The organism is Erythrobacter sp. WG (assembly GCF_026586795.1).
In the GTDB taxonomy this organism is placed as follows: domain Bacteria; phylum Pseudomonadota; class Alphaproteobacteria; order Sphingomonadales; family Sphingomonadaceae; genus Erythrobacter.
This window is the reverse complement of sequence record NZ_JAPFGY010000055.1, coordinates 1-2,835: the sequence shown is the minus strand read 5'-3', so window position 1 is coordinate 2,835 and position 2,835 is coordinate 1. Positions and strand designations below refer to the sequence as shown.

The following is a 2,835-nucleotide window of genomic DNA, read 5'->3' as shown; positions in this document are numbered from 1 at the left end:
GTATCCATCCGGCGGGGGCCGCCTTGCCTGGGTAGGCAGCGAGCGCTCTTAAGCGTGCTCTTAAGAGTGTGCTTAGGAGCGGTCGTTGGGTCAGGTGACGGTATTTTCGGGGCCGGAGCGGCGTCGGCGGTGGAGCGATGAGGAACGTCTGCAGATTGTGGCCGAGGCTTTCGCGCCGGGCGCGCGGGTTGCCGATGTCTGCCGCCGGCACGATGTCTCGTCCGGACTGATCTACACCTGGCGGCGTAAGTTGCTCGATGCAGGCGTGGCCCAGGAGGCCAGCGCGCCCGAGGCACTGCCAGCGCCAGTATTCGCCGAAGCGGTGATCGACGGGGACGCGGTGCCGGTCAGCGCTGCCGAGCACCCGGCGATGATCATCGACCTGCCACGCGGCAAGCGGCTGAGCGTTTTTGCCGAGGCGTCGCCGGCGCTGGTGGCGGCGGCGCTGAAGGTTCTCCGGTGATCCCTGCCGGCGCGCGGGTGTGGATCGCGCTGGGCCACACGGATATGAGGAAGGGCATGCAGGGCCTGGCGCTGCTGGTGCAGCAAGGGCTGAAGCGTAATCCCCACGGCGGCGATCTGTTCGTATTCCGCGGCCGCGCGGGCTCGCTGATCAAGATCATATGGCACGACGGGATCGGCATGTCGCTCTACGCCAAGCGGCTCGAGAAGGGTCGGTTCGTATGGCCCTCGGCGAGCGAGGGAACGGTGTCCCTGACCCCCTCGCAACTGGCCTGCCTGCTGGAAGGGATCGACTGGAGGAACCCGCAGTATACGTGGCGGCCGCAAAGCGCAGGATGATCGTCAAAGAGACGCATTTTGCCCTTGCAGCAGGGGGTGGAACATGATTCCATCCCTCTTGTGGAAGCCGCCATCTCGCCCCTTCCGGACGATGTCGAAGCGCTCAAGGCGCTGGTGGCGACGATGGCCCGCAGAGCCGAGGAAGCCGAGCAGAACGCCGCTACCGCCACGGCACAGCTCGCGAACGCCATGGCCCACCAGAGCGCTATCGAGGCGCTGATCGCCCACCTCAAGCTGCAGATCGCCAAGCTGAAGCGCGAGCAGTATGGCCCCAGCGCCGAACGCAGCCGCCGCCTGCTCGATCAGATGGAGCTGCAGCTCGAAGAGCTTGAGGCCGACGCTGCCGAGGACGACCTCATCGCCGAGGAAGCGGCTGCCAAGACCACCACAGTCACCGCCTTCGAGCGTAAGCGGCCCGCAAGGAAGCCGTTCCCCGAGCACCTGCCGCGCGAGCGTGTCGTGGTGCCTGCACCCTGTTCCTGCCCGGCCTGCGGCGGGGGCCGGCTCTCCAAGCTCGGCGAAGACGTCACCGAGACGCTCGAGGTTATCCCGCGCTCGTGGAAGGTGATCCAGACGGTTCGGGAGAAGTTCTCGTGCCGGGACTGCGAGAAGATCGCACAGGCCCCCGCTCCTTTCCATGTGGTGCCCCGCGGATGGGCCGGGCCCAGCTTCCTCGCCATGCTCCTGTTCGAGAAGTATGGGCAGCACCAACCGCTCAACCGGCAGGCCGAGCGCTTTGCCCGCGAGGGCGTGCCGCTCAGTCTCTCGACCCTTGCCGATCAGGTCGGGGCTGCCGCGCACGCGCTGATGCCGATCTATAAGCTGATCGAGGCGCACGTCCTCGCCGCAGCCCGGATCCACGGCGACGATACCACCGTGCCAGTCATGGCCAAGGGCAAGACCGATGTGGCCCGATTATGGGTCTATGTCCGCGATGATCGTCCCTTTGCCGGCACCGATCCACCGGCGGCGCTGTTCCACTACTCGCGCGACCGGCGCGGCGAGCACCCGCAAGTCCATCTCGCGGCATGGTCCGGCATCCTGCAGGCCGATGCCTATAGCGGCTACAACGACCTCTATCGCGAAGGACGCGACCCCGGCCCCGTGCTCGAGGCGGGCTGCTTTGCCCATGCGCGGCGCAAGTTCTTCGAGCTCGCTGATGTCGTAAGCTCGGCCCGCAAGAAGAGCCGCGGCCAGCGCAGCGCCATGATCTATCCGATCGCGCTCGAAGCCGTGCAGCGCCTCGACGCATTGTTCGACATCGAGCGCGGCATCAATGGCAAGAGCCCGGCCGAGCGGCTCGCGGTCCGCCAGGAACTCAGCGCGCCGCTCATGGCCGAGCTCCACACCTGGCTCACCGAGCAGGTCGCCAAGCTGTCGCGCGGCCATGACCTCACCAAGGCCTGCTTCTACATGCTCAAGCGCTGGGACGCGTTCACCCGCTTCCTCGGTGATGGGCGCGTCTGCCTCACCAACAACGCCGCCGAGCGCGCGCTCCGCTGCATCCCGCTCGGTCGCAAGGCGTGGCTGTTCTGCGGATCAGATCGCGGCGGTCAGCGCGCCGCCGTCATCTACACGCTCATCCAGACCGCGAAGCTCAACGATGTCGACCCGCAGGCTTGGCTCGCCGACGTGCTCGCACGCATCGCCGACTACCCAGCAACCAAGCTCGTCGAGCTGCTGCCTTGGAACTGGGGGCCTTCCCCATTGAAGGCGGATGCGGATTCCCATAGCGTCGCCGCATGCAACACGGTCCTGAGCCCGAACTAATCGAGTCACCCCTTGGCAGGACCATCGAGCAGAATGGCATCCGCCTGACCATCAACATCGTTCGGATCGCCACGCATCCGGGCTGGTCGCTTGAAGTCGTCAACGAGAACGGCACGTCGATCGTCTGGGACGATCCGTTCCCGACTGACCGCGCCGCTGATGCTGCATTCCGCAAAGCACTCGCCGAAGAGGGGCCAGAGGCATTCCTCGACGACCGATAGACAGTCTCACCGCTTCACGCCGCGGCCCTCACCGGATGGATAC

The 2,835-nt window shown here is 66.3% G+C and carries 4 protein-coding genes; all 4 read left to right on the top strand.

Annotated elements, in window-relative coordinates:
- Positions 1 to 94 precede the first annotated feature (94 nt).
- Genes tnpA through OPU67_RS16270 form a run of 4 tightly spaced genes read left to right on the top strand, consistent with a single transcriptional unit; the run spans position 95 to position 2,792 of the window.
- Positions 95 to 463: an IS66-like element accessory protein TnpA gene (tnpA, locus tag OPU67_RS16285; RefSeq protein WP_267621526.1), complete on the top strand. Its 369-nt coding sequence runs from the start codon at positions 95 to 97 to the stop codon at positions 461 to 463.
- A complete protein-coding gene (tnpB, locus tag OPU67_RS16280) occupies positions 460 to 801 on the top strand; it encodes an IS66 family insertion sequence element accessory protein TnpB (RefSeq protein WP_267621524.1) in 342 nt (113 codons plus the stop codon). The genes tnpA and tnpB overlap by 4 nt, the downstream gene beginning before the upstream one ends.
- A gap of 60 nt (positions 802 to 861) precedes the next feature.
- Positions 862 to 2,571: an IS66 family transposase gene (tnpC, locus tag OPU67_RS16275; RefSeq protein WP_267621522.1), complete on the top strand. Its 1,710-nt coding sequence runs from the start codon at positions 862 to 864 to the stop codon at positions 2,569 to 2,571.
- Positions 2,544 to 2,792 (top strand): hypothetical protein, encoded by a 249-nt coding sequence (locus OPU67_RS16270; protein WP_267621520.1) that lies wholly within the window; start codon positions 2,544 to 2,546, stop codon positions 2,790 to 2,792. Before tnpC ends, OPU67_RS16270 begins: the two co-directional genes overlap by 28 nt.
- Positions 2,793 to 2,835 lie beyond the last annotated feature (43 nt).